The 25,765-nt window shown below is 72.3% G+C and carries 23 protein-coding genes; 12 read left to right on the top strand and 11 right to left on the bottom strand.

All coding sequences use genetic code 11. The features are described from left to right. The first annotated feature begins 20 nt into the window (after positions 1–20). The 3 genes from BX286_RS23115 to msrA all read left to right on the top strand — a co-directional run bounded on the left by BX286_RS23115 (position 21) and on the right by msrA (position 3,497). Positions 21–1,619, top strand: a complete 1,599-nt coding sequence (locus BX286_RS23115) for a M48 family metallopeptidase (RefSeq protein ID WP_121016207.1) — start codon at positions 21–23, stop codon at positions 1,617–1,619. Continuing rightward, complete coding sequence (locus tag BX286_RS23110; protein ID WP_121016206.1) at positions 1,616–2,758, top strand: hypothetical protein; 1,143 nt, start codon at positions 1,616–1,618, stop codon at positions 2,756–2,758. Before BX286_RS23115 ends, BX286_RS23110 begins: the two co-directional genes overlap by 4 nt. A gap of 70 nt (positions 2,759–2,828) precedes the next feature. Further along, positions 2,829–3,497 carry a peptide-methionine (S)-S-oxide reductase MsrA gene (gene msrA, locus BX286_RS23105; protein WP_079429469.1) on the top strand — a complete coding sequence of 223 codons (669 nt, stop codon included), beginning with the start codon at positions 2,829–2,831 and terminating at the stop codon, positions 3,495–3,497. Positions 3,498–3,686: 189 nt separating this feature from the next. Here the strand turns inward: msrA and BX286_RS23100 are convergent, their stop codons facing one another. Then, positions 3,687–4,733, bottom strand: coding sequence for an NAD(P)-dependent alcohol dehydrogenase (locus BX286_RS23100; protein WP_100863010.1), 1,047 nt, complete (start codon positions 4,731–4,733; stop codon positions 3,687–3,689). A gap of 253 nt (positions 4,734–4,986) precedes the next feature. On the opposite strand from BX286_RS23100, the gene BX286_RS23095 reads away from it, so the two are divergent. Continuing rightward, on the top strand, positions 4,987–5,901 hold the full coding sequence (locus tag BX286_RS23095; RefSeq protein ID WP_260338020.1) for a helix-turn-helix transcriptional regulator: 915 nt from the start codon (positions 4,987–4,989) through the stop codon (positions 5,899–5,901). A 130-nt stretch (positions 5,902–6,031) separates the two neighbouring features. Here BX286_RS23095 and BX286_RS23090 read toward each other — a convergent pair whose 3' ends face one another. Further along, positions 6,032–7,288: an Ig-like domain-containing protein gene (locus tag BX286_RS23090; protein ID WP_100863011.1), complete on the bottom strand. Its 1,257-nt coding sequence runs from the start codon at positions 7,286–7,288 to the stop codon at positions 6,032–6,034. 145 nt (positions 7,289–7,433) lie between these two features. Beyond that, positions 7,434–7,718: a hypothetical protein gene (locus BX286_RS37530; protein WP_237293067.1), complete on the bottom strand. Its 285-nt coding sequence runs from the start codon at positions 7,716–7,718 to the stop codon at positions 7,434–7,436. Positions 7,719–7,882: 164 nt separating this feature from the next. Between BX286_RS37530 and BX286_RS23080 the strand changes: the two genes are divergently transcribed. After that, positions 7,883–8,209: an LPXTG cell wall anchor domain-containing protein gene (locus BX286_RS23080; RefSeq protein WP_237293066.1), complete on the top strand. Its 327-nt coding sequence runs from the start codon at positions 7,883–7,885 to the stop codon at positions 8,207–8,209. A gap of 1,522 nt (positions 8,210–9,731) precedes the next feature. Here BX286_RS23080 and hutH read toward each other — a convergent pair. The 5 genes from hutH to BX286_RS23050 form a co-directional block, all read right to left on the bottom strand. Next, entirely contained in the window at positions 9,732–11,273 is a 1,542-nt protein-coding gene (gene hutH, locus BX286_RS23070; protein ID WP_079429464.1) for a histidine ammonia-lyase, read from the bottom strand. 120 nt (positions 11,274–11,393) lie between these two features. Then, the gene (locus BX286_RS23065) at positions 11,394–12,509 is read right to left on the bottom strand and encodes a GGDEF domain-containing protein (protein WP_079429463.1); all 1,116 of its coding nucleotides are present in this window, start codon (positions 12,507–12,509) and stop codon (positions 11,394–11,396) included. 101 nt (positions 12,510–12,610) lie between these two features. Beyond that, entirely contained in the window at positions 12,611–13,420 is an 810-nt protein-coding gene (locus BX286_RS23060; RefSeq protein ID WP_079429462.1) for an enoyl-CoA hydratase/isomerase family protein, read from the bottom strand. 31 nt (positions 13,421–13,451) lie between these two features. Continuing rightward, entirely contained in the window at positions 13,452–14,609 is a 1,158-nt protein-coding gene (locus BX286_RS23055; RefSeq protein ID WP_121016203.1) for an adenylate/guanylate cyclase domain-containing protein, read from the bottom strand. Between the two features lie 311 nt (positions 14,610–14,920). Continuing rightward, the gene (locus BX286_RS23050) at positions 14,921–15,787 is read right to left on the bottom strand and encodes a biotin--[acetyl-CoA-carboxylase] ligase (protein ID WP_079429460.1); all 867 of its coding nucleotides are present in this window, start codon (positions 15,785–15,787) and stop codon (positions 14,921–14,923) included. Positions 15,788–15,918: 131 nt separating this feature from the next. Here BX286_RS23050 and BX286_RS23045 point away from each other — a divergent pair, with 131 nt between their 5' ends. The 4 genes from BX286_RS23045 (at position 15,919) to BX286_RS23035 (ending at position 18,607) form a co-directional block, all read left to right on the top strand. Then, positions 15,919–17,511, top strand: coding sequence for an acyl-CoA carboxylase subunit beta (locus BX286_RS23045; RefSeq protein ID WP_121016201.1), 1,593 nt, complete (start codon positions 15,919–15,921; stop codon positions 17,509–17,511). A gap of 21 nt (positions 17,512–17,532) precedes the next feature. Further along, positions 17,533–17,745, top strand: coding sequence for an acyl-CoA carboxylase epsilon subunit (locus BX286_RS23040; RefSeq protein ID WP_079429458.1), 213 nt, complete (start codon positions 17,533–17,535; stop codon positions 17,743–17,745). 106 nt (positions 17,746–17,851) lie between these two features. Next, on the top strand, positions 17,852–17,986 hold the full coding sequence (mmpB, locus tag BX286_RS37525; RefSeq protein WP_094191805.1) for a morphogenic membrane protein MmpB: 135 nt from the start codon (positions 17,852–17,854) through the stop codon (positions 17,984–17,986). A 12-nt stretch (positions 17,987–17,998) separates the two neighbouring features. Beyond that, a complete protein-coding gene (locus BX286_RS23035) occupies positions 17,999–18,607 on the top strand; it encodes a nucleoside triphosphate pyrophosphatase (RefSeq protein ID WP_079429457.1) in 609 nt (202 codons plus the stop codon). Here BX286_RS23035 and BX286_RS23030 read toward each other — a convergent pair. Further along, the gene (locus BX286_RS23030; RefSeq protein ID WP_079429456.1) at positions 18,588–19,031 is read right to left on the bottom strand and encodes a hypothetical protein; all 444 of its coding nucleotides are present in this window, start codon (positions 19,029–19,031) and stop codon (positions 18,588–18,590) included. The two genes, BX286_RS23035 and BX286_RS23030, sit on opposite strands and share 20 nt — an antisense overlap. Before the next feature lie 378 nt (positions 19,032–19,409). Here BX286_RS23030 and BX286_RS23025 point away from each other — a divergent pair, with 378 nt between their 5' ends. After that, a complete protein-coding gene (locus BX286_RS23025; protein ID WP_079429455.1) occupies positions 19,410–21,173 on the top strand; it encodes a biotin carboxylase N-terminal domain-containing protein in 1,764 nt (587 codons plus the stop codon). Between the two features lie 372 nt (positions 21,174–21,545). Here BX286_RS23025 and BX286_RS23020 read toward each other — a convergent pair whose 3' ends face one another. Continuing rightward, positions 21,546–22,514: a DeoR/GlpR family DNA-binding transcription regulator gene (locus tag BX286_RS23020; RefSeq protein ID WP_079429454.1), complete on the bottom strand. Its 969-nt coding sequence runs from the start codon at positions 22,512–22,514 to the stop codon at positions 21,546–21,548. Positions 22,515–22,713: 199 nt separating this feature from the next. Beyond that, the gene (locus BX286_RS23015; protein ID WP_079429453.1) at positions 22,714–24,153 is read right to left on the bottom strand and encodes an NAD(P)H-quinone dehydrogenase; all 1,440 of its coding nucleotides are present in this window, start codon (positions 24,151–24,153) and stop codon (positions 22,714–22,716) included. Positions 24,154–24,359: 206 nt separating this feature from the next. Between BX286_RS23015 and BX286_RS23010 the strand changes: the two genes are divergently transcribed. Then, positions 24,360–24,797 (top strand): gamma-glutamylcyclotransferase, encoded by a 438-nt coding sequence (locus BX286_RS23010; protein WP_079429452.1) that lies wholly within the window; start codon positions 24,360–24,362, stop codon positions 24,795–24,797. Between the two features lie 141 nt (positions 24,798–24,938). Continuing rightward, a complete protein-coding gene (locus BX286_RS23005; RefSeq protein WP_079429451.1) occupies positions 24,939–25,745 on the top strand; it encodes a purine-nucleoside phosphorylase in 807 nt (268 codons plus the stop codon). Positions 25,746–25,765: the final 20 nt, after the last annotated feature.

Genomic DNA, 25,765 nt, shown 5'->3' with positions numbered 1-25,765 from the left:
CGTGGGGGGACCCCGTCCATATGGGCGCTTCGCTGCGCGCTCTGCGCGCCCTCGTCCTGCTCGCAGGCTTCTACCTGCTGAGCGTCGTCCTGCTCGCCGTCCTCGGACTCGTCGACTGGGCGACCTTCTCCTGGCTGCACGGCGCGGCCGCCGGCAAGATCGTCATCGGCACCGTGGTCCTCGCCGTCCCGATCGTGCGCGGCATGTTCATGCTCCGCACCCCCAAGCCCGAACCCCTGCCCGGCGTCCGCGTCACCCCTGCGCAGGAGCCCGCCCTGTGGCAGGCCGTCCGCGAGGTCGCCGACCAGGTCGGCACCCGTGCCCCCGACGAGATCGTGCTGATCGACGAGGTCAACGCCGCCGTCTCCGAGGACGCGACGTTCCTCGGCCTGCGCGCCGGCACCCGGCGCCTCTACCTCGGCCTGCCCCTGATGACCGGCCTGGACGAGATGCAGCTGCGCGCCGTCCTCGCCCACGAGATGGGCCACTACGCCAACTTCGACACCCGCCTCACCCCGCTCATCGCCCGCGGCCGCGCGCAGCTGGTGCGCACCATCGGCCACTTCCACGACCGCGCCGACAACACCGAGGCCAAGGAGCGGGCCCGGCAGGAGAAGCGCGCCGAGAAGCGGATCGCCAAGGGCAAGAAGGCCAAGGAGATCGACACCGACGGCGCGGGCGCCTCCTACCGCGCCATGGCGAAGATCTACACCGGGTACGCCCACTTCTACATGCGCGCCACCCTCTCCTCCTCGCGCCGCCAGGAACTCGCCGCCGACCTCGCCTCGGTGCGCGTCGCCGGCCGCGACTCCGCCGCCTCCGCGCTGCGCGAGCTGAACGCCCTCGACTCGGCGCACGGCTTCTACATGAGCTCGTACGCCACCCTCGGCGTCGGCGCCGGCCTGCTGCCGCGTCCCGGCCAGGTCTTCGGCGGGCTCCGCCACCTCCTCGACGCCCGGTCCGACGAGCTGGACGACCTGCGCCGCGAGCTGTCCACCGAGCCCGCCTCCCCCTTCGACTCGCACCCCGCGCTCGCCGAGCGCGTGGCCCGCATCGAAGCCCTGCCCGACGACGGCCGCACCGGCCAGGCGGCCCGCCCGGCCCTGGAGCTGCTCTCCTCCCCGCAGGAGGCGCTGGCCGCGCTGGAGCAGGTCGTCCTCACCCCCGAAGCCCTCGCGCTGAGCCGCGTGGACTGGGACGAGCTCGTCCACCGGTCGATGACCACCTACGTCGGCCGGGGCGCCGAGGAGATCCGCGAGGCCGTCACCGCGGAGGGCGCCGGCCCCGGCCTGGACGCCCTGCTGGACGCCATCGACGCCGACCCGGCGGTGCGCTGGCGGATCGCCGACCACTTCCCGAAGTCCGAGGAGGCGCAGGCCGCGACCGGCCGCACCGCCCGCGAGTACGCCCGCCCGGTCGTCCGGCGCGCCCTCGGCCAGCTGGTCACCGTCGAACTGCTCGCCCGCGGCGCCGCCCGCTGGGAACTGTCGTGGTCGGACTTGGCCACCCTGTCCTACCCCGTCCCCGGTTTCGAGGACGAACTCGGCCCCGCCCTCGACGCGGCCGTCGCCGACCAGCCCGACACCGGCCTCCTGCGGAAGCTGGTGCTCGCCCCGTGACCGTCGTACTCGCCGTCCTCGGCGTCCTGCTGCTCGCCGTCGCCTGCTGGGTGCTGCGCGGGGTGCTCCTCATCCGCAAGGCCAAGCGGCTCGAAGCGGAGATCGCCACCCTGAACGCGCGGACGGAGGCCGCCGAAGCCGACGAGCAGGCCCGCAAGGCGGCCGCGGTCGTCGCGCTGGGCTTCGTCGCGGAGGCCGACCTCGACACCGACCACCCCGCCCCGGTCCCGGCCGAGCGCCGCACCGTCCTGGAAGCCGCCCGCTCGGGCGACTGGGAGGCCGCCGCCGCGTACGTCGAGGCCGCCGGGCAGGACTGGCAGGAGCGGCTGGAGCGGGTGCGCCCGCTGGCGGAAGCCGCCGCGGAGGACGACGCCTGGCTGCTGGCCTGGCGCGCCGCCCGGCCCGCCGACCCCACCGCGGCACTGGTCAACGCCGACACCAGCGTGATGGTGGCCTGGAACGTGCGGGGCAGCCAGTCCGGCCGCCGCACCACGCAGGAACAGTTCCGCCTCTTCCGCCAGCTGCTCACCAAGGCGCAGGCCGACGCGCACGAGGCGCAGCACCTGGCCGCTCCCGCGGACCCCTGCCCGTACGTCGTCGAGCAGGCCATCGCCATGGGCCTGGGCTACTCGCACGAGCGCTACCGGGAGCTGTGGGAGCAGATCACCGAACGCGCCCCGCGCGTGCTGTGGTCGCACGTCGCGGGCCTGCAGTACTGGTGCGCGAAGTGGCGGGGCTCGCACGACCTGGCCATGGAGTACGCCCGCGCGTCGGCGGCCGCCGGGAAGCCCGGCGACCTGCTGACCCTGCTCCCGCTCATGGCGTACTTCGAGCGGGAGACGCACGAGGCCGACCTCCTGCCGGAGACGTACTACAAGGAGCCGGAGATCGTCGCCGCGGTGGACGCGGCCCTCGCGGACCTGGCCGCCGCCGGCGACGCGCACCCCGGTACCCCGCGGATGCGGCACATGCTGGCCTACCTGCTGTTCTGGCAGGACCGTGACGCGGAGGCCGTCGAGCAGTTCCGCCACGTCGACGGACACATCGGGGCCGTTCCGTGGACGTACGCCGGGGAGCCGAAGCGGCGCTACCTGTACGCCCGCGACTGGGCGGTGAACGTGACGGCGGCGGACGCGTGAGCGCCGGGGCGGGCGGGGAGGGAATCCCCGCCCGCCCCCGTCCGTTGTCCCTCCCACAAGGAGGGATCCCATGTTCTCGTACCGCCGCACGCCCGAGCTGCCCACCCGCGAGGAGGCCCTGAAGGGCCGCGCCGAAGCGCAGTTCTCCCTGCCCGAGCGCCACACGGTCCTCGGCAACCCCCTGGCCGGCCCCTACCCCGAAGGCCTGGAGGTCGCCGACTTCGGCCTGGGCTGCTTCTGGGGCGCGGAGCGCAAGTTCTGGCAGACCCCCGGGGTGTGGACCACCCTGGCCGGCTACCAGGGCGGCTACACGCAGAACCCGTCGTACGAGGAGGTCTGCTCGGGCCTCACGGGCCACACGGAGGTCGTCCGCGTGGTCTTCGACCCGGCCGTCGTCTCCTACGAAACCCTCCTGAAGCTCTTCTGGGAGTCCCACGACCCCACCCAGGGCTTCCGCCAGGGCAACGACGTCGGCACCCAGTACCGCTCGGCGGTCTACACCCACTCCCCCGCCCACCAGAAGGCCGCCGAAGCCTCCCGCGACGCCTACCAGCGCGTCCTCACGTCCTCGGGCTACGGCACGATCACCACGGCCGTCCTCCCGGCGGACACCCGCCCCTTCTGGCCGGCGGAGCCGTACCACCAGCAGTACCTCGACAAGAACCCCGGCGGCTACTGCGGCATCGGCGGCACGGGCGTCTCCTGCCCGATCGGCGTGGCCCCGGCCCCGGGGGCGTAAGCCCCGGCCGCCCCGGCGGGCCGTCCCCGCCGGAGCGGCCATTTCGCCCTTTCGGACGGGGGCGGCCCCTACGCCCTGGGTACGCCGGCGGCGGGGCCCTCGCGGGCGGTCTTCCTTCCGAGGCCGTGACCGAGGTCGAACCCCTGGCCGGGCAGCTCGTCGATCTGGCCGGCCGGGAGGGCCCGGGGGTTAGATCGTCGAGGTGTCGATCACGAAGCGGTAGCGGACGTCGCTGGCCAGGACGCGCTCGTAGGCCTCGTTGATCTGCTCGCCGCTGATCACCTCGATCTCCGAGCCCAGCCCGTGCTCGGCGCAGAAGTCGAGCATCTCCTGGGTCTCGGCGATCCCGCCGATCATGGAGCCGGCCAGCGTCTTGTTGCCGCCGATGACGGAGAACAGGTTCAGCTCCACCGGCTCCTCCGGGGCACCGACGTTCACCAGTGCGCCGCCGACCCGCAGCAGGCCCAGGTAGCGGTCGAGGCCGAGCGGGGCCGAGACCGTCGAGACGATCAGGTCGAAGCGTCCCTTGAGCTCCTGGAACGTGGCCTCGTCGGCGGTCGCGTAGTAGTGGTCGGCGCCCAGCCGCAGGCCGTCCTCCTGCTTGCGCAGGGACTGCGACAGGACGGTCACCTCCGCGCCCAGGGCGTGCGCGATCTTCACGCCCATGTGCCCGAGGCCGCCCAGGCCGACGATCGCGACCTTCTTGCCCGGGCCCGCCCCCCAGTGCTTCAGCGGCGCGTACAGGGTGATCCCGGCGCACAGCAGCGGCGCGGCCACGTCGAGGGACAGGCCCTCGGGGATGCGGACGGCGTAGTTCTCGTCGACGACCAGGTGCGTGGAGTAACCGCCGTACGTGGGCTCGCCGTTCCTGTCGAGGGCGTTGTACGTGCCCGTCATCCCCTCGACGCAGTGCTGCTCCTGCCCCGCCAGGCAGTACTCGCACTCCCGGCAGCTGTCGACGAAGCAGCCGACGCCCACGCGGTCGCCGACCGCGTACTTCGTGACCCCCGCGCCGACCTCGGTGACCACTCCGGCGATCTCGTGGCCCGGGACCATGGGGAAGATGCCCTCGCCCCAGCCGTCGCGGGCCTGGTGGATGTCGGAGTGGCAGATGCCGCTGTACTTGATCTCGATGAGGACGTCGTGCTCGCCGACCGGGCGGCGCGGCACGGTGGTGCGCTCCAGGGGGGCCTTGGGGGCCGGGGCGGCGTAGGCGGCTACCTGGGTGACGGACATGGGGTGTTCTCCTCGGACAGGGACGCCGGCCGTGCGGATCTTCGGATCCTCTGGTCTTCGGATCCTGTGGTCTTCGGATCTTCCGGTCCTGGGATCTCCGGACGGCCGGGCGTCGGGTGGTGCGACGGCCTCCACGATGCCCCGGCACGGTACGGCGGCCCAGACCCCTGCTGAGCCTAGGACTGCCGTGCCTACCCCTGGCGGGGTCAGGCTGGGCCCCGCGCGGCGCCGCCCCGGCACGGATACTTGCGCTATGGACCACCACCTGGACCAACGAGCCGAACTGGGGGACTTCCTCCGCACCTGCCGCGCCCGGCTGCGCCCCGAGGACGTGGGCCTGCCCGACTACGGCCGACGCCGCCGCGTGCCGGGGCTGCGCCGGGAGGAGCTGGCGCAGCTGGCCGGGGTGTCGGTGGCGTACTACACGCGCCTGGAGCAGGGCCACGGCCACAACGTGTCGGCGGAGGTGCTGGACGCCGTCGCGCGGGCGCTGCGCCTGGGCGACACGGAGACGGCGCACCTGAACCACCTGGCGAGCCCCCGCATCCGCAGGGGCGGCCGCTCCCGGCGCCCCCAGCAGGTCCGCCCGGAGCTGCGCACGCTGCTGGACGCGATGGAGGGCGTACCGGCGTACCTGGTGGGGCGGCGCCAGGACGTGATCGGCTGGAACCGGCTGGCCGCGGCCGTGTTCGGCGACTTCGGGGCGCACCCGCCGGCGGAGCGGAACCTGGTGCGGCTGGTGTTCCTGGACCCGGCGACGGCGGAGCTGTACGCGGACTGGGAGTGCCGGGCCTGCGAGGTGGTCAGCAACCTGCGGCTGTACGCCGGCCAGCACCCCGACGACGAGCAGCTGACGGCGCTGGTCGGGGAGCTGTCGGTGAAGAACGAGGAGTTCCGCCGGCTGTGGGCGGCGCACACGGTGGCCGACAAGACGCACGGGGTGAAGCAGCTGCGCCACCCCCTCGTGGGCGAGCTGGAGCTGTCCTTCGAGACGCTGACCCTGCCCGACGACCCGGCCCAGTTCCTGGTCACCTTCCACGCCGCCCCGGGCTCCCCGTCGGCGGACGCCCTGCGGCTGCTGTCGTCGTGGACGGCCCCCATGCCGCCGCCGACGGCATCCGGCCCGGCGCCGGCGCCGGCGCCCGCACCCGGGGAGGAGCGGGTCTGAGCGACGAGGGCTGAGCGACGAGGGCGGTCGGTGACCGTAAGCAGAACGGCGGGGAGCCCCGAAGGAGGGCTCCCCGCCGTTCACGCCTACCGGCTGACCGTTACATCACACCACGACACACCACGTCACATCAGGCGGACGGTCCGGCCTTCCACTCGGCCCAGCTCATGTTCCAGCCGTTGAGACCGTTGTCCGGCTTGATGGTCTTGTCCGGGGAGTTGACCACGGTGACCACGTCACCGATGAGCGAGTTCTCGTAGAACCACGCACCGGCCGTGTCCGGGTCGTTGGCGCCCTTGGAGTCGTTCAGGCCGACACAGCCGTGGCTGGTGTTCACGCTGCCGAAGATCGAGTCGGCGCCCCAGTAGTTGCCGTGGATGAACGTGCCCGACGTGGACAGCCGCATCGCGTGCGGGACGTCCTTGATGTCGTACTCGCCCTTGCCCTCACTGTTCTTGAAGCCGACGGTCGAGCCGTCCATCCGGGTCTCCTTGAACTTCTCGGAGATCACCATCTGACCGTTGTAGGTCGGGTTCTCCGGGGAGCCCGCCGAGATCGGGATGGTCTTGAGGACCTGTCCGTCGCGGGTGACCGTCATCTTCTTGGTCTTCGTGTCGACCGTGGAGACCTGGCTCCGGCCGATCTTGAAGGTGACGGTCTTGTTCTGCACGCCCTGGATGCCGGGCGCGCCCTGCACGCCCTGGAGCGCCAGCTTCAGCGTGACGGTGGAGTTGGCCTTCCAGTACTCCTCGGGACGGAAGTCCAGGCGCTGGTTGCCGAACCAGTGGCCGACGACCTCCTGGCCGCTGCTGGAGGTGACCGTGATCGCCGCCTGGACGGCCTTCATGTCCTTGATCGGCTTGTTGAAGTTGATCGAGACCGGCATGCCCACGCCGACCGTCTGGCCGTCTTCCGGCGTGTAGTCGCCGATGAAGCTGTTCTCGGGCGACAGGGTGGTGAAGGAGGTGTTCTCGTGCGCCTCGCGCCCGGCCTCGTCCTTCGCGGTCGCCGCCAGGGCGTACTTCGTGGAACGCTTCAGCGCGCCGTCCGGCTTCCAGCTCTTGCCGTCGGCCGCGATCTTGCCCTCGACGGCCGTACCGTCGGCGCTCTTCAGCTCGACCTTGGTGAGCGTACCGTCGCTGACCGTGACGCTCGCTCCGTCGGTCGTGGCTATGTTGGTCGCGCCGTCCTTCGGCGTGATCGCTATCTTCGCCTTGGAAGCGTCCTTCGCCGCCGCCGCGTCGACATCGGCCTGGGACTTGGCCGAACCACCGCCCTGAGACTTGTCGGCACCCCCGTCGTTGCAGGCCGAAAGCATCAGTACGCCGCCGAGCACGGCGGACACGGCCACCAGAGACCTTCGCCGCCGCTTGCTGTACGTCCTCACACGTCACTCCATCGTTGCCGGAAATCCCGAGGCTGCATTCCCGGGATCGGGCCGGGCAGGGGGCATCACCCCCCTGCACGTCCTGACAACGCGTTAACGACGCGGTTCGGTTCCACACTCCGTTCGAATGTGTGCAACCCCACGGTCAGGCGTTGTCTGCCTCTTCCTCGAAGACCCCATCTTCCTCGTCCAGGTCCCACTCCAGGGACTCGGGGTCGTATTCGACGGGCTCACTGCTCCAGGAGGCCTGGGCCAGCTCCACGCCGGCGAGCTCCGCGACCAGGTCGGTCGGGTCGACGAGGTAGGCCAGGGCCTCGGACTCATCTTCCCTCACCGCGGACTCGGCGTGGCCACGTTCCTCGTCCGGCATGAACTCGTCGGCCTTGATGTGCGCGAGAGCGGCACCGATGAGGGCGTCGGAATCCGACACCTCCAGCACCAAATCCACCCGAAGCCGTACGTATCGTGATGTCTCAGAAGGGTTCATACGACGGAGAGTAAGCCCCTGACAGCCTCGACTTTCCCGCGACCCGCCCCTTTCACTAGCATCTGCGCACACGGCCAATTCGCTGCTTCCGCAAGGGGGATCGCACCGTGTCCGCACCTCGACCGCTGCTCACCGCTCTCGGAGCGACCACCCTCCTCGCCGCCCTCTGGTTCGTCCCGTCGGCGAACGCCACCGCCCCGGCACCCGAGACCTCCACCGGAGCCCCGGCCGCCGCCAATACCGGCACTGTCACGGGCGAGGGCACCGGAGACGGCACCATCGCCCCGGAGGAACACCCCGCGACGATCACGGTCCTCTCCCTGGCCGACACGGGCAGCATCGACACCACCCCGTACGTCCTGGGCGGCACCCTCTGCCTGGGCCTGGGCGCAGGCTTCGTGGCCTTCTCGGTCCGCCGGGCCCGGGTGGGGTAGGGGCGCGCCATCGCCCCCTCGAGGGGTGGGGGCGGGGCGGTGTTTGCCCACCCACCTCGCAACGGGACCCGCGCGGGCCGGAACCGGACAGCGCACCGGCACCCAGGAGGGCGGGACCACACTCAGCGGTCTCAGGGATGGGTTGGGGCTTTCCCGTCAGTCTCATCGTCCTTCCGCGTCGGGCCGCCCTGTCAAGGGCGCTCCTTCGTCGCGTCGCTTCGCGATCGCCTGCGGCGACCCTTGACAGGCCGTCCCGCCGCGAAATGCCGAAGACTGCCGGGAAACCCCCAAAGGAACGGGACGGACGTTCATAGGACATCCGGCGGCATCAGCGACCAGGCGGGATGGTCGGGGGCCGCCTCGCCGGGCATCCGGGCCGCCAGGATCGCCATCCGGGGCCGCGATCCGCGACAGATCGCTACGCGCTCCTCTGGTTATGGCGGCCGGCGACCGCCTGGGGCTGGTACCCGCACCAAATGACGAACAGAGCGTCATCCGGGGCCGGTGGGCGCATCAAATCGCTACGCGCTCCTCTCTTTTCGGCGTCCGGCGGCCGTCTGGGGTCGCTGCCTGCACCAAATGCCGATGAGAAGGCCATCAGGCGGCCCCAGGCGCGTCAGATCGCTACGCGCTCCTCAAATCTCGGCGGCTGGCGGCCGTCTTGGGCCGGGATGCTCTGCGGATCGCCTTTTGGCGCCGCCACCAGCCACAGACGGCCGCCGGACGCCGGGATTTCGGCAGCGCGTAGCGATCTGACGCGCCCGCGAGCCCGGATGCTGCTCTGTTCGTCATTTGGTGCAGGTATCAGCCCCAGTCGGCTGTGGGACGCCGAAAAAGGAGAAGCGCGTAGCGATCTGGCGCGCCTGGCGGCTCCGGATGCCAATTCCGTCGGCTTTGGGTGCGGGCAGCGGCCCCAGGCGGTCGCCGGACGCCGAAAAGACAGGAGCGCGTAGCGATTTGATGCGCCCACCGGCCCCGGATGACGATCCTGTCGTCCCTTCCTGCGGGCAGCGACCCCAGGCGGCTGGTAGACGCTGAGAAGTGAGGAGCGCGTAGCGATCTGTTGCGGATCGCGGCCCCGATTCGACGGCTCGTCGGCCCAGATGCTTGGCGAGGCGGCCCCCGGCCCCCCGGCTGGTCGCTGATCCCGCCGGATGTCTCAGGTACGACCGTGCCGTCCTTTTGGGGGTTTCCCGGCAGTCCTTGTCTTTCCGGTTCGGGTCGTGCTGTCAAGGGTCGCCGCAGGCGATCGCGAAGCGACGCGACCGAAGGGAGCGCCCTTGACAGGGCGGGCCGGACCGGAAGGACAGTGGGACTGACGGGAAAGCCCCAACCCTTCCCTGAGACCGCCGAGTCGGGTTCCGCCAACCACCGGTACCGGTCGGCTTTTCGCCGCCGCCTCGCGGGGGCGGCCGCAGAGGCGGGTGGGCAGCCACCGGCCCGCCGGGGTGCCTCGAGGGGGAAAAAGCGAGGCCGCGCCCCGGGCACCCCCCGGAGCGCGGCCTCGCGGCACGTAGTGGGCCTACGCCAGCGGGCCCGTCACCGGCTCGACCGCCGCCACCAGGCCGCCCGCGCGGACGAAGGCGTCGGCCGCCGCGAGGTCCGGGGCCAGGAAGCGGTCCGGGCCGGGGCCCTCGACGCCGGCCGCGCGGACCGCCGCGAGGACGGCCTGGCTGGCCGGGGCCGGGGTGAGGCCGTGGCGCAGCTCCAGGGCGCGGGTGGCCGCGTACAGCTCGATGGCGATGATGCGGGTCAGGTTGTCGACCGCGGTGCGCAGCTTGCGTGCCGCCGACCAGCCCATCGAGACGTGGTCCTCCTGCATGGCGGAGGACGGGATGGAGTCGGCCGACGCCGGGACGGCGAGCCGCTTCATCTCGCTGACCAGGGCGGCCTGCGTGTACTGGGCGATCATCAGGCCGGAGTCGACGCCGGCGTCGTCGGCGAGGAACGGCGGCAGGCCGTGGCTGCGGTTCTTGTCGAGGAGCCGGTCGGTGCGCCGTTCGGCGATCGAGCCGAGGTCCGCGGCGGCGATGGCCAGGAAGTCCAGGACGTAGGCCACGGGCGCGCCGTGGAAGTTGCCGTTGGACTCGACGCGGCCGTCGGGCAGGACGACCGGGTTGTCGACGGCGGAGGCCAGCTCGCGGGAGGCGACGAGGGCGGCGTGCGCGATGGTGTCGCGGCCGGCGCCGGCGACCTGGGGGGCGCAGCGCACGGAGTAGGCGTCCTGCACGCGCGGCGCGGACTCCTCCTGGAAGTGCCCGGTGAGCCCGGAGCCCTTCAGGACGGCGGCCATGTTGGCGGCGGCGGCGCCCTGGCCGGGGTGGGGGCGGATGGCGTGCAGCTCGGGCGCGAGGACCTTCTCGGTGCCGAGCAGCGCCTCCAGGGTGAGGGCGGCGGTGATGTCGGCGGAGGTGTAGAGGGTCCGCAGGTCGGCGAGGGCCATGACCAGCATGCCGAGCATGCCGTCGGTGCCGTTGAGGAGGGCGAGGCCCTCCTTCTCACGGAGCTCGACGGGCTCGATGCCGTGCTCGGCGAGGAGTTCGCCGGCCGGGCGGACGGTGCCGTCGGGGCCCTCGGCGTCGCCTTCGCCCATGAGCGCGAGGGCGCAGTGGGACAGGGGCGCGAGGTCGCCGGAACAGCCGAGGGAGCCGTACTCGTGGACGACGGGGGTGATGCCGGCGTTGAGCAGGTCGGCCATGGTCTGGGCGACCGAGGGCCGTACGCCGGTGTGACCGGAGGCCACCGTCTTCAGGCGCAGGAACATCAGGGCGCGGACGACCTCGCGCTCGACGCGCGGGCCCATGCCGGCGGCGTGCGAGCGGACGATGTTGCGCTGGAGCTGCGCGCGCAGCTCGGGGCTGATGTGCCGGGAGGCGAGGGCGCCGAAGCCGGTCGAGACGCCGTAGACGGGCTCGGGCTTGGCGGCGAGCGCGTCGACGATCTCGCGGGCGCGGCCGAGGGCTTCGAGCGCCTCGCCGGACAGCTCGACCCGCGCGTTGCCTCGGGCGACGGCGATGACGTCCTCGGCGGTGGTCCCGGAGGTCCCCACCACGACAGTGTGCATATCCATATTCAGCACCCTACGGACTGAATCCCTTCATGTCACTAGCTGAAAATGTCACGATCGGGTCCGCCGGTTACCCCTTACGGATCAACCCCACCGCTTACGGATCCACCCCGCCGGCTACTGCCGCCCCCGGAACCGTCTCCGCTCCCCCGGGGCCTCGCGCGCCGCCGCGTCGGCCAGCCGGACCACCGCCGTGTCCCGGCCCGCGACCACCGGGCCCACCGAACGGGCGGCCTTCGCCTTGTACTGCGCGGCGTCCGCCAGTCGGAACAGCCGCCGGGAGGACTTCACCGCCCCGATCGGGTCCCCGGTGGAGGCCACCCCGCAGGCCACGCCCTCCCCCAGCTCCAGCGCGGCCGCCCGTACGCAGACCTCCTCGGTGACCCGTACCACCTCGTCCGCCGACGGGCCGACGCTGACCAGGCAGAACTCGTCCCCGCCCAGCCGGGCGACCAGCGTGCCCGCGAGCATGGCCCCGCACAGGCTGAGCACCGAGCCGAACCGTTCCAGCAGCCGGTCGCCGGTCGCGTGCCCGAGGGTGTCGTTGACCTTCTTGAGGCCGTTGAGATCGCAGACGACCAGGCTCACCACCGCCCCCGTGCGCCGGTGCTCCTCCAGCGCCTCGTCGAGCCGCATGTCCACGGCCCGCCGGTTGGCCAGGCCGGTCAGCGGGTCGGTGAAGGCCAGCCGCCGGGCCTCCTCCAGTCGCTCGTTCTGCGCGAGCCCTGCCGCCACCACGGCCGCCAGGACGGTCGCGAACTCCGCGTCGGTGTCGTCGAATCCGGGCAGCCCCTCGTTCCGGGCGACGTACAGCTCCCCCCAGGCGCGCCCGCTGAGCACGATCGGCGCCACCACGCACGTCCCGCGCCCGCGCGCCCGCAGGGCCGCCCCTCTGCGCCCCGGCCGGCCGCCGTCGGCGCTGTCGACCCAGGCGTGCGGACCGCCGCCCCCGACCCAGCGCTCGTGCAGGAACTCGGTGATCTCGGGGAAGTCGTGGACGGGGTAGGACTCGTCCTCGGGGAACTCCTCCTCCCCGGGCCGCAGCTCCCCCTCGTTCACCAGGACCCGCAGCCGGCCCCGCTCCCGCTCCCAGGCGGAGATGGCGGCGAAGGAGCCGTCCATCGCCAGCCGCGCCCCGCGGGCGGCAGCCCGGACACTGTCCCGCGGCACGCAGGCCGCCGCCATGGCCTGCGCGAGGCCCACGACGGCCCGAAGCCGTCCGTCAACTCCCATCACCCCAGATTAGGGAGTTTTATCCGATTAAGTGATGGATAGCGCGAGATGGGGTGAATCCGAAATCACCGGGTGAAGCGGAAGCCGCACCGCCGGTCCGTCTACTCCCCCGGCCACTGCGGCTTGCGCTTCTCGTTGAACGCCGCCACGCCCTCCGCCCGGTCGCCCGAGAAGGCCACCGTGCGCCAGGCCGCGTCCTCGATCTCCAGCCCGGCCGCCAGGTCCATCCCGTGCCCCAGCCGCAGCGCCCGCTTGGCCGCCCGCAGCCCCACCGGGGAGTTCGCCGCCATCGCCGCGGCCAGCTCCAGGGCCCGCGCCCGGTCGGTGCCCGCCGGTGCCACCTCGTCGACCAGGCCCAGGGACAGCGCCTCGGCCGCCTCCACCCGGCGGGCGGTGAAGATCAGCTCGGCGGCCCGCGCCGCCCCGACCCGGCGCGGCAGCAGCTGCGTACCGCCGCCGCCGGGGATCACGCCCACCGACACCTCGGGCAGCCCCACGACGGCCGTCTCGTCGGCCACGATCACGTCGCAGGCCAGCGCCAGCTCGAAGCCGCCGCCCAGCGCGAAGCCGTGCACCGCCGCGATCGTCGGCATCGGCAGCTCCAGCACGCCCCCGTACGCGCCCCGGGTGGTCGGCCGCTGCCGCACCAGCTCGGCGTCCGACAGCGAGTTGCGCTCCTTGAGGTCGGCGCCCACGCAGAAGGCCCGCTCGTGCGTCGAGGAGAGCACGACGACCCGTACGCCGGGATCGGCCGCCAGCGCGTCACAGGCGGCGGAGACCGAGCGGGCCATCTCCGTCGAGACGGCGTTCATCGCCTTGGGCCGGTCCAGCACCAGCTCCGCGACCACCCCGCCGTCACCGTGCCGCCGCACCGCCACGAACTCCCCGAACCGGACTTCGCTCCCGCCCACGGCACACTCTCCCCGGAAAAGTTAACGAACGTTACCCGGGGATCTTAGGCGTCCGCCGCGTCAACGACCAGGGCTCCACGACACCCAGTCCGCGCACCGGCCGCTGCCACATCGGCTGGAGCGCGAAGCGGTACGAGCCGCCGCCCTCCTCGTTCTCGGCGTCCTTCTCCGACTTCGGCGCCGCACCCGTGCGGCCCAGCTCCTCCGCCATCGCACCGTCCACCAGCACCGCGTCCTTCGGCGCTATCGAGGTCAGCCGGCTCGCCAGGTTCACCGTCGTCCCGAACACGTCGCCCATCCGGGTCGTCACCGTGCCGAACGCTATGCCCACGCGCAGCTCCGGCATCTGCGCGTCCGCCTCCATCGTCTCGATCAGCCGCAGCGCGATCTCCGCCGCCGTCGCCGCGTCGTCGGCGGCGTACAGCACCTCGTCGCCGAGCGTCTTGATCAGCCGGCCGCCGTGCGCGGCGACCAGGTCCGCCGCCGTCGTCTCGAAGGCCTCGACCAGCTCGCCGAGCTCCTCCTCCTCCAGCCGCCGGGTCAGCCGGGTGAAGCCCACCAGGTCCGCGAAGCCCACCGCGAGCCGCCGGTCGACCATCTCCTCGTCGTCCGCGACCTGCACCACCCGGCCCGTGGCCGCCGCCAGCTGGCGCCGCCACACGTAGACCAGGAACTCCTCCAGCTCCGGCAGCAGCAGCTCGACCAGCGGGTACGTGACCTCCGTGCGGGTCATCCCGGGCTCGGGCGGCTCCGTCAGCCCCTCCAGGAAGGAGTCGATCTGCCATTCCGCCAGCCGGGCGGTGGTCTGCCCGGTGGAGCGCGCCACCTGCACCGCCATCGGCTCGCTCAGCAGCCCGGCCTCCACCAGGCCCGCCAGGCGCCGCAGCGCCAGCACGTCCGCCTCCGTCAGGGCCTTGGCCTGCCCGATGTCCGCGAAGCCCATGGCCCGCCAGAAGCGGGAGGCGAGCTCCATCGACACACCGGCGCTGCGGGCCGCCTGGAAGGGCGTGTAGCGCCGCTCGGCGCCCAGGATGAGATGCTCCAGCCGGATCGCGAGCGGATCTGCCGTGGGCTGGGCCGCGTGGTCGACCTCGTGGAAGGGCGTGTGCCGGTCCCGGCCGATCGGTGTCCCGTGACTGCCCGAGGAGCCGGACGAGGACGCGCTGGACGTTGAGTCGCCGACGGTCAAGGGCCGCCTCCTGTCCATTCCGTGCGCATTCCGGGGAGCCCGATCGGGATCGCCTAAACCATACGGCAGGTGTGCCGTAGCTCACTCACCCCTCTTAGGGAGGCCCTTCGCCTCCGGGGCGACGGAGCCCGGTTCACGGGCCCGTGCGTGCTCGGAAACCGCTCGTGCGCCACGGTTTCCTCCGCCCGCCCGGACCCGTTCCCCAGGCGCGCCGCCTCGGCTCAGAGCCTCGTGCCCGCTTCGGCCGGACAGGGGACCCGCGCGGCCGGACCGCGCGGCCGGACCCCGCGCCCGGCCCTTATACCCAGCCTCTACCTCACCTGCCGCAGGTGCACCACGTCACCCGCTCCCACCGCCACCCGCTCCCCCTCGGCCGTCCGGATCACCAGGTGCCCGCCGGTGTCCAGCGCCTCGGCGGTGCCGACGAGCTCCCGGCCCCCCGGCAGGTCCGCCCGGACGTGCCGGCCGAGCGTGGCGCAGCCCGCCGCGTACGTCTCCTGCAGCCCGCTCTCCCCCGGGTCCCCCGCGGCGTCGCGCCAGCGCCCGTACCACTCCTCCAGGGACCGCAGAACGGCCTTCAGCAGCGGTTCCCGGTCGGTCACGGTCGCCTTCGCGAGGGCCAGCGAGCCGGCCGTCGGCACGGGGAGCTCGTCCTCGGTGAGGGTCACGTTGAGGCCGATCCCGATGACCACCCCGTCACCCACCCGCTCGGCGAGGATCCCGCCGGCCTTGCGCTCCTCGCCCTCGACGGTCACCAGGAGGTCGTTGGGCCATTTGAGCAGCGTGTCCACGCCCGCCGCCCGCGACAAGCCCGTCGCCGTGGCCACCCCGGCGAGCAGGGCCAGCCACGCCCACCGCTCCTCGGGCACGCCCGGCCCCGGCTTGAGCAGCACGGAGAAGAACAGCCCGGACCGGGCGGGCGCGACCCAGCTGCGGTCGAGCCGTCCCCGACCGGCGGTCTGCTCCTCGGCGACCAGCACGGCCCCCTCCGGCAGCCCGGCGGCCCGCGCCGCCAGATCGGTGTTGGTGGACCCGGTGGAGGCGACGACCTCCAGCGAGGTCCACAGGCCGTCCGCGGCGACCAGCGCCCGTGACAGGACGGAGGCGTTCAGGGGCGGCCGGTCCAGGTTCGACCAGCGTCCCGGGGTCGCTCCGGCTGAAGCATCTTGTGGAGTCATGCAACCCAATCTAGGTGTGTCAAACGCCGCACTGCCGAGCGCCATGCCCGCCGATACGCTACGCACCAGTAGCCAGCAGCAGTCAATCAATTGACCAGGCAGTTGACACCACACAGGGAGCCGCGACCCCGATGTCCCAACCCTCAGAGCCGATCGACATCCACACGACCGCGGGCAAGCTCGCGGACCTGCGGCGCCGAGTCGAGGAAGCCACGCACGCCGGTTCCGGGCGCGCCGTCGAGAAGCAGCACGCCAAGGGCAAGCTGACGGCACGTGAGCGGGTGGCCCTGCTGCTGGACGAGGGGTCGTTCGTCGAGCTGGACGAGTTCGCCCGGCACCGGTCGACCAACTTCGGCCTGGAGAAGACCAGGCCCTACGGAGACGGCGTCGTCACCGGCTACGGCACCGTCGACGGCCGCCCGGTGGCCGTGTTCTCCCAGGACTTCACCGTCTTCGGCGGGGCCCTCGGCGAGGTCTACGGACAGAAGATCATCAAGGTGATGGACTTCGCCCTGAAGACCGGCTGCCCGGTCATCGGCATCAACGACTCCGGCGGCGCCCGCATCCAGGAGGGCGTCAGCGCGCTGGGCATGTACGGCGAGATCTTCCGCCGCAACGTCCACGCCTCCGGGGTGATCCCGCAGATCAGCCTGGTCGTCGGCCCCTGCGCCGGCGGCGCCGTCTACTCCCCGGCCATCACCGACTTCACGGTCATGGTCGACCAGACCTCGCACATGTTCATCACCGGCCCGGACGTCATCAAGACGGTCACCGGCGAGGACGTCGGCTTCGAGGAGCTGGGCGGTGCGCGCACCCACAACTCCACCTCGGGCGTGGCGCACCACATGGCGGGCGACGAGAAGGACGCCATCGAGTACGTGAAGTCGCTCCTCGCGTACCTGCCGTCCAACAACCTCTCCGAGCCCCCGGCCTTCCCGGAGGAGGCGGACACCGAGGTCTCCGACGCCGACCTCGAACTCGACGTGCTGATCCCGGACAGTGCGAACCAGCCGTACGACATGCACACTGTGATTGAGCACGTGCTGGACGACGGGGAGTTCCTGGAGACGCAGTCCCTGTTCGCCCCGAACATCCTCACCGGCTTCGGCCGCGTCGAGGGACACCCGGTGGGCGTGGTCGCCAACCAGCCGATGCAGTTCGCCGGCTGCCTGGACATCGACGCCTCGGAGAAGGCCGCGCGCTTCGTGCGGACGTGCGACGCCTTCAACATCCCCGTCCTGACGTTCGTCGACGTGCCGGGCTTCCTCCCCGGCACCGACCAGGAGTACAACGGAATCATCCGGCGCGGGGCCAAGCTGATCTACGCCTACGCCGAGGCCACCGTCCCCCTCATCACCGTCATCACCCGCAAGGCCTTCGGCGGCGCCTACGACGTCATGGGCTCCAAGCACCTCGGCGCGGACCTGAACCTGGCCTGGCCGACCGCCCAGATCGCCGTCATGGGCGCGCAGGGCGCGGTGAACATCCTGCACCGGCGCACGATCGCGGATGCCGCTCCGGAGGAGGTGGAGGAGACCCGGGCACGGCTCATCACCGAGTACGAGGACACCCTGCTCAACCCGTACACGGCCGCCGAGCGCGGTTACGTCGACGCGGTGACCATGCCGTCCGAGACCCGCGCCCACGTGGTGAAGGGGCTGCGGCAGCTGCGCACCAAGCGGGAGTCGCTGCCCCCCAAGAAGCACGGCAACATCCCCCTCTAGGTCCCCGAGGAGCTCACAGTGATGATCAAGGTCGTCAAGGGCAACCCGACCCCCGAGGAGCTGGCCGCCGCACTGGCGGTGGTCCACGCGCGCGCGGCGGCGCTGGCCTCCGCGCCGTCGGGCGCGCCCCGGGTCCCGGACGAGTGGGCGGCGCCGGCCCGGGTCGCCCGGCGGCACGTGATGCGGCCGGGGCCGCGCGCGTGGGGCCGTACGTACTGGCCCCACCAGGGCTGAGCCTTCCCCGGGGGCCGCGGGGCACCCGGAATATGGCGCGAACGGACGGTGGCGCCTGAGTACCCGTACTCAGGCGCCACCGCTGTGCCGGGGAAAGGATCGGAGCATGCTCTGGTCAGACCCGAAGGACGAGCCGCCGAAGGACATGCGCGACGCACAGGCGATGCTGCGGCGGATGCTGGTGGTGCTGCTGCTGGCGACGCTGGTCGGCATCTACGTCCTCGGTGTGGCCCCCTTCTAGGGCCGCCCTACGATGGCCCCCATGACCGTACGCACGCTCGTCCTCGCCTCCGCCTCCCCCGCCCGGCTGAACCTGCTGCGGCAGGCCGGTCTGGCCCCGCACGTGATCGTCAGCGGCTTCGACGAGGACACCCTGGACCACGACGACCCGGCCGCCCTGGCGCTGGCCCTGGCCGAGGCCAAGGCGGGCGTGGTGGCCGAGCTGCCGGAGGCCGCCGGCGCGCTGGTGATCGGCTGCGACTCGGTGCTGGAGCTGGACGGCGAGGCGCTGGGCAAGCCGGCGGACGCGGCGGAGGCCACCGCCCGCTGGAAGTCGATGCGCGGGCGGGCCGGCGTGCTGCGCACGGGGCACTGCGTGATCGACACGGCGACGGGCCGCCAGGTCTCGGCGACGGCCTCGACGACGGTCCGCTTCGGCGAGCCGACGGACGCGGAGGTGGCGGCGTACGTGGAGAGCGGCGAGCCGCTGCACGTGGCCGGGGCGTTCACGCTGGACGGGCTGTCGTCGGCGTTCATCGACGGCATCGACGGCGACCCGGGCAACGTCATCGGCCTGTCGATGCCGCTGCTGCGCTCCCTGCTGGGCGAACTGGGAGTGTCCATCACGGACTTGTGGGCCTGAGCCCCTTCCCGGGCGCCGCCGGCGCGGAGCGGTCACCGTCTCCGTAGAGGATCAGGGCGCCCACGATCAGGCAGAAGACGGCCATCGTCGCCGCGAAGGCGCCCCAGCCGACGAGGGCGGCCGCGAGGGCGCCGAGCACCCCGTGGGTGACGGCGGCGGCGACGAGGACGACGCGGGCGATGCGGCCGGGCGGGTGGTCCCGCACGGCCGCGACGGCGAGGAGCACGGCGGTCAGCAGGAGGAAGGCTCCGATGGCCGCGCCCAGCCCGTAGGTCGCCTTGGACATGAGCTGCGGATCGCTGCCCTGGATGGACATCGACTGATCGGCGGTCGTCCGTCCGAGCACGAGGTGGACGAGCACGAGCAGCGCGGCCTCCACGACGAGCGCGAGCGCGCCCAGCCCCGCCACGAGTCTGCGCAGCACGACGCCCCCATCCCTCCCACGCCACAAGCGTGTTCGATGCCAGGGAGGCTACTAACGAGTAAACCCGCGGACAAGAGGTCGGGGCCGCTCCGTTAAGCGGCGGGGACCGTGACGGCTCTCACGCAAAGATTGCCTAGGCCGTTCGTAGGGACTCCACAAAGAATCGACGGGGGCGGCTGACCCGCAGAACAGAGACCTTCGACGTGCCACGGGGTTACTGTGCAGTCGGGGATCTCCCTGACCTGGGCCGACACAAGGGTTTTCACACTCAAGGGGCACTCGCATCACGCTCTGTGTGGGCAAGCTCACCACCGGGGAAGGGTCGTAAGGCCGTGTCGGCAGTCCCTAAACTCAGCTTGTTTCAAGGAGGGAGCCATCGTGCGCAAGGTGCTCATCGCCAACCGTGGCGAAATCGCTGTCCGCGTTGCCCGGGCCTGCCGGGACGCCGGGATCGCGAGCGTAGCCGTCTACGCCGATCCGGACCGGGACGCTCTGCACGTCCGCGCGGCAGACGAAGCTTTCGCGTTGGGCGGTGACACCCCGGCGGCCAGCTACCTCGACATCGGCAAGGTCCTGCAGGCCGCGGCAGACTCCGGCGCCGACGCCATCCACCCCGGATACGGCTTCCTGTCCGAGAACGCCGAGTTCGCCCAGGCCGTCCTCGACGCGGGCCTGACCTGGATCGGCCCGCCGCCGCAGGCCATCCGCGACCTCGGCGACAAGGTGGCCGCCCGCCACATCGCCCAGCGCGCCGGAGCCCCGCTGGTCGCCGGCACCCCCGACCCCGTCTCCGGGGCCGAGGAGGTCGTCGCCTTCGCCGAGCAGCACGGCCTGCCCATCGCCATCAAGGCCGCCTTCGGCGGCGGCGGCCGCGGCCTGAAGGTCGCCCGCACCCTCGAAGAGGTGCCCGAGCTCTACGAGTCCGCCGTCCGCGAGGCCGTCGCCGCCTTCGGCCGCGGCGAGTGCTTCGTCGAGCGCTACCTCGACAAGCCGCGCCACGTCGAGACCCAGTGCCTGGCCGACTCCCACGGCAACGTGGTCGTCGTCTCCACGCGTGACTGCTCCCTCCAGCGCCGCCACCAGAAGCTCGTGGAAGAGGCCCCGGCCCCCTTCCTCTCCGAGGCCCAGAACGCCGAGCTCTACGCCGCGTCCAAGGCCATCCTCAAGGAGGCCGGCTACGTCGGCGCGGGCACCGTCGAGTTCCTGGTCGGCACCGACGGCACCATCTCCTTCCTCGAGGTCAACACCCGCCTCCAGGTCGAGCACCCGGTGACCGAGGAGGTCGCCGGCATCGACCTGGTCCGCGAGATGTTCCGCATCGCCGACGGCGAGGAACTCGGCTACGGCGACCCCGTCCTGCGCGGCCACTCCTTCGAGTTCCGCATCAACGGCGAGGACCCGGGCCGCAACTTCCTGCCCGCCCCCGGCACCGTCACCAAGTTCGACGCCCCCTCCGGCCCGGGCGTCCGCCTGGACGCCGGCGTGGAGTCCGGCTCGGTCATCGGCCCCGCCTGGGACTCCCTGCTGGCCAAGCTGATCGTCACGGGCGCCACCCGCGAGCAGGCCCTCCAGCGCGCCGCGCGCGCCCTGGCGGAGTTCAACGTGGAGGGCATGGCCACCGCCATCCCCTTCCACCGCGCGGTCGTCGCCGACCCGGCCTTCGCCCCGGCCGACGGCAACCCGTTCACGGTCCACACCCGCTGGATCGAGACCGAGTTCGTCAACGAGATCCCCGCCTTCACGGCCCCGGCCGCCGAGGACACCGAGGACGAGCCCGGCCGCGAGACGGTCGTCGTCGAGGTCGGCGGCAAGCGCCTGGAGGTCTCGCTGCCGTCCTCCCTGGGCATGACCCTGGCCCGCACGGCCGCCGCGGGCGGCGCCAAGCCCAAGCGCCGCGCCGCCAAGAAGTCCGGCCCGGCCGCCTCCGGCGACACCCTCGCGTCCCCGATGCAGGGCACGATCGTCAAGGTCGCGGTCGAGGAGGGCCAGCAGGTCAACGAGGGCGACCTGATCGTCGTCCTGGAGGCGATGAAGATGGAGCAGCCGCTGAACGCGCACCGCTCCGGCACCATCGTCGGCCTCACGGCCGAGGTCGGCGCGAGCCTCACCTCGGGCGCCACGATCTGCGAGATCAAGGACTGAAGCCCCCGCACCTGACGAAGGCCCCCGCCCCGGGTTGTCCCCCGGGCCGGGGGCCTTCGCCCGTCCGCCCGCCGCACACCGGATCCCTGCGGGGCCATTCCAGCCCGCGCTGGGGGCCTCCCAGCGGTGGCTGGGGGAGTTTGAGCGCACCGGGCGCGGAGCGTCCGGTGCGGGGGTCAGGGGCGGAGCCCCTGGGAACGGGCGAAGGGCGGGTAGGGGACTCCGCCCCGCAGGGCTCCCGCCGCGCCGCCGGCCGGTGTCCGACGGGCCGCCCTGGCGGGGACGGCCCGGCGGACACCGGCCGGGGGGAACGGCGGCGGAAGCCGGCGGACGGGACCTCGACGAGGAGCGACGAGCGGTAGCGGCTAGCGGCTAGCGGCGCCTCATGTCCGCGACCCGGGCCCGCTCACCCGCCGCCTGCTGCTCCAGCATCGCCGCGGGAGCGCTCCGCAGCTGCGCGGTCGGCCCCCCGCGCCGCTGCACCGGCAGCGGCGACTCCCGCCGCTGCCGACGCCCCGGCAGGCCCTCCCCGGCGCCCCCGTGCCCGCCTGCGGCCGGCGCGGACCCGGCGACCGTGATCTGCACGCCCTGGTCGGCCAGCGCCTGCAGCTCGGTGGCGGCCCGGTCGTCGTGCGGCGGGGGCTCGTCCGTCACGAGCCGGGTCATCACGTCCGTCGGCACCGTCTGGAACATCGTGTCGGTGCCCAGCTTCGTGTGGTCGGCGAGGACCACCACCTCCGCCGCCGCCTGCACCAGCGCCCGGTCCACGCTCGCGGAGAGCATGTTGGACGTGGACAGCCCGCGCTCGGCGGTCAGACCGCTGCCGGACAGGAAGGCCCGCGAGACCCGCAGCCCCTGCAGGGACTGCTCGGCACCGCTGCCGACGAGGGCGTAGTTCGACCCGCGCAGCGTGCCGCCGGTCATCACCACCTCCACCCGGTTGGCGTGCGCCAGCGCCTGGGCGACGAGCAGCGAGTTGGTGACGACGGTGAGACCGGGCACCCGGGCGAGCCGTCGGGCCAGCTCCTGGGTCGTGGTGCCCGCGCCGACGACGACGGCCTCGCCTTCTTCGACGAGGCCGGCCGCGACATCGGCGATGGCGGTCTTCTCCGCCGTCGCGAGATGGGACTTTTGCGGAAAGCCGGACTCCCGCGTGAAACCGCCCGGCAATACCGCACCGCCGTGCCGGCGGTCGAGGAGTCCTTCTGCCTCCAGTGCCCGCACGTCCCGCCGTACGGTCACTTCGGAGGTCTGGACGACACGGGCGAGCTCACGGAGCGATACAGCCCCGTTGGCCCGCACCATTTCGAGGATCAGTTGGCGACGTTCAGCAGCGAACACGAAACTGACAGTAACCCCAACGACCGTCTGGTTTCAGCTCCTTGCACCGGAATACCGAAGTTGTCCATACGGTGGGGCGACAAGTGGTATACGCGTCCGAACGGACACCCCGCGTCCACCCGGACGCCACCGCCCGGCCCTCCGAGTCCGCCCCAAACCCGGGACGGGCAGGGGCGGTTGGCCGGACGGCGGTGAGGCCCTACGCCTCTCCGGCCGCCTTGCGCGTGTGGAGCTGGCGGGCGACCTCGGCGATCGAACCCGACAGGGAGGGGTACACGGTGAACGCGTTTGCGATCTGCTCGACCGTCAGGTTGTTGTCGACGGCGATCGAGATGGGGTGGATCAGCTCGCTCGCACGCGGGGAGACGACCACACCGCCGACCACGATCCCGGTCCCCGGGCGGCAGAACATCTTCACGAAGCCGTCCCGGATGCCCTGCATCTTGGCCCGCGGGTTGCGCAGCAGGGGCAGCTTCACGACACGGGCGTCGATCTTCCCGGCGTCCACATCGGCCTGGGTGTAACCGACAGTGGCGATCTCGGGGTCGGTGAAGACGTTCGAGGAGACCGTCTTCAGGTTCAGCGGGGCCACCGCGTCACCGAGGAAGTGGTACATCGCGATGCGCCCCTGCATGGCAGCCACGGACGCCAGCGCGAAGACGCCCGTCACGTCGCCGGCCGCGTACACGCCCGGCGAGGACGTGCGCGAGACCTTGTCGGTCCAGATGTGCCCGGACTCCTTCAGCCGGACCCCGGACTCCTCCAGGTTCATGTCCCTGGTGTTCGGGATCGCGCCGACCGCCATCAGGCAGTGCGTGCCGCTGATGACCCGCCCGTCGGAGAGGGTGACCTCGACCCGGTCGCCGACCCGCTTGGCGGACTCGGCGCGCGAGCGGCCGATGACGTTCATGCCGCGGCGGCGGAAGACGTCCTCCAGGACGGCGGCCGCGTCCGGGTCCTCGCCCGGCAGCACGCGGTCGCGCGAGGACACCAGCGTCACGCGGGAGCCCAGCGCCTGGTACGCGCCGGCGAACTCGGCGCCGGTGACGCCGGAGCCGACCACGATGAGCTCCTCGGGAAGCTCCTCCAGGTCGTAGACCTGGGTCCAGTTCAGGATCCGCTCCCCGTCGGGCATCGCGTCGGGGATCTCGCGGGGGGTGCCGCCGGTGGCGATCAGGACGGCGTCGGCGGTGAGGATCGTCTCCGTGCCGTCGGCCGCGGTGACGATGACGTCCCGGGTGCCGTCGATGCCCTGCGGACCGCCGAGCTTGCCGCGGCCGCGCATCACGCGGGCGCCGGCCCGGGTCACGGAGGCGGTGATGTCGTGCGACTGGGCGAGCGCGAGGCGCTTGACGCGCCGGTTCACCTTGCCGAGGTCGACGCCGACGACGCGCGCGGCCTGCTCGATGGGCGGGGTGTCGTCGGCGACGACGATGCCGAGCTCCTCGTAGGAGGAGTCGAAGGTGGTCATGACCTCGGCGGTCGCGATGAGGGTCTTGGAGGGCACGCAGTCGGTCAGCACCGACGCCCCGCCCAGACCGTCGCAGTCGACGACGGTCACCTCCGCACCGAGCTGGGCCCCCACCAGGGCCGCCTCATACCCGCCGGGTCCGCCGCCGATGATCACGATCCGGGTCACGAAAACTCCGCCTCACGTCTGCCCGGCCGGCTGCCGCCCCGGCCGGCGTCCGGGGGGTCTCCCCGGGGGATGCATTCCACGCCCATTGTCCCGCACGCTTCAAGGTGCTCCACTCCCGGTCCCGCTCCCGGTCCCACTCCCGGTCCTGTCATCCGTGCGCCATCCGGGCACGCGGGCCGGGGCACCCCTCCCGTACCCTCGACCTCATGTCGCTCTACGCCGCGTACGCCGGCAACCTCGACCCGCGGCTGATGACGCGCCGCGCTCCGCATTCGCCGCTGCGCGGCACGGGCTGGATCAACGACTGGCGGCTGACCTTCGGCGGCGAGCAGATGGGCTGGGAGGGCGCCCTCGCCACCATCGTGGAGGCCCCCCGCCAGCAGGTCTTCGTCGCCCTGTACGACATCGCGCCGCTGGACGAGGACTCCATGGACCGCTGGGAGGGCGTCGGTCTGGACATCTACCGCCGCATGCGCATCCGGGTCCACACGCTGGACGGCGAGGAGCCCGCCTGGTGCTACGTCCTCAACGGCTACGAGGGCGGCCTCCCCTCGGCCCGCTACCTCGGCGAGATCGCCGACGCCGCGGAATCGGCGGGCGCCCCGCACGACTACGTGATGGAACTGCGCAAGCGGCCTTGCTGACCCTGGGGCGGAGCCCCAGGCTCCCTCCAGCGGCCTCCAGCCCTCTCCGGGACGATTCGGCGGAAACGACAAGGCAACGATCCGAACACCGTGAGCTGTGCCATCTACGCGCGTAGGCCAACAGCGGCTACGCTCATCTGCGTGAACGCATCTGTTACCGACCCCTTCGCCGCCGCCGACGCCGCCGCCGCCCGCCTCCGCGAGCTCACCGGCGTCGAATCCCACGATGTCGCCCTCGTCATGGGCTCCGGCTGGGCCCCCGCCGCAGAGGCGCTCGGCGCGCCCGAGGCCGAGTTCCCGGTCACCGAACTGCCCGGCTTCCCGCCGCCCGCCGTCGAGGGCCACGGCGGCAAGATCCGCTCGTACAAGATCGGCGACAAGCGCGCGCTGCTCTTCCTCGGCCGGACCCACTTCTACGAGGGCCGCGGCGTCGCCGCCGTCGCGCACGGCGTCCGTACGGCCGTCGCCGCCGGCTGCAAGACCGTCGTCCTGACCAACGGCTGCGGCGGCCTGCGCAAGGGCATGAAGCCCGGCCAGCCCGTCCTGATCAGCGACCACCTCAACCTCACCGCGACCTCGCCGATCGTCGGCGCGAACTTCGTGGACCTCACCGACCTGTACTCGCCGCGCCTGCGCGCGATGTGCAAGGAGATCGACGAGACCCTCGAAGAGGGCGTCTACGTCCAGTTCCCCGGCCCGCACTACGAGACCCCGGCCGAGATCAACATGATCCGCGTCATGGGCGCCGACCTGGTCGGCATGTCCACCGTGCTGGAGGCCATCGCCGCCCGTGAGGCCGGCGCCGAGGTGCTCGGCATCTCCCTGGTCACCAACCTGGCCGCGGGCCTGTCCGGCGAGCCGCTGAACCACGAAGAGGTCCTCCAGGCCGGCCGCGACTCCGCCGCCCGCATGGGCACCCTGCTGACGCAGGTCCTCGCCCGCATCTGATCGACGAGCCGACGACGTAC

Origin of the sequence: Streptomyces sp. 3211.6, assembly GCF_003634815.1 — a bacterium.
Classification (GTDB): Bacteria; Actinomycetota; Actinomycetes; order Streptomycetales; family Streptomycetaceae; genus Streptomyces; species Streptomyces katrae_A.
This window is presented reverse-complemented; position numbering and strand designations above follow the sequence as displayed.